Origin of the sequence: Sulfitobacter sp. HI0040 (genome assembly GCF_001634885.1) — a bacterium.
Lineage (GTDB): Bacteria > Pseudomonadota > Alphaproteobacteria > Rhodobacterales > Rhodobacteraceae > Sulfitobacter.
The window spans coordinates 1-315 of sequence record NZ_LWEX01000548.1 but is presented as its reverse complement, the minus strand read 5'-3'; the positions used below and the strand labels follow the sequence as shown (position 1 = coordinate 315).

General features: G+C 53.7%; 1 protein-coding gene. It reads left to right on the top strand.

The genetic code is table 11. The annotated features are described in order from the left end of the window. Nucleotides 1-115 precede the first annotated feature (115 nt). A partial coding sequence (locus A3728_RS22550; protein ID WP_330220295.1) for an ATPase domain-containing protein occupies nt 116-315 on the top strand: 200 nt, incomplete at its 3' end.

The window sequence follows — 315 nt, the reverse complement described above, 5'->3', positions numbered from 1 at the left end:
GTGGGCCAGGCGTCGCGCCGATACTTCCCTTCGGTAAAGTTTGGGTGCTGTTTCACTACACCTTTTCGAGGCTTCGCCCTATGTTCCAGAAAAACGACTGTTCTGGATACTTGTAATGAATGATTCGACTAACCCGTCTAGCTGGAGCGGCGAGAGAATATGTACTGGCACCAAAGGGTTGGACGACGTTCTATGCGGCGGCCTGACCAAAAGCCGTCTGTATCTCGTCGAAGGCACACCGGGCTCCGGCAAGACGACCCTTTCGATGCGCTTCCTCTTGGAAGGGCATAAAAACGGGGAGCGTGGCCTTTATAT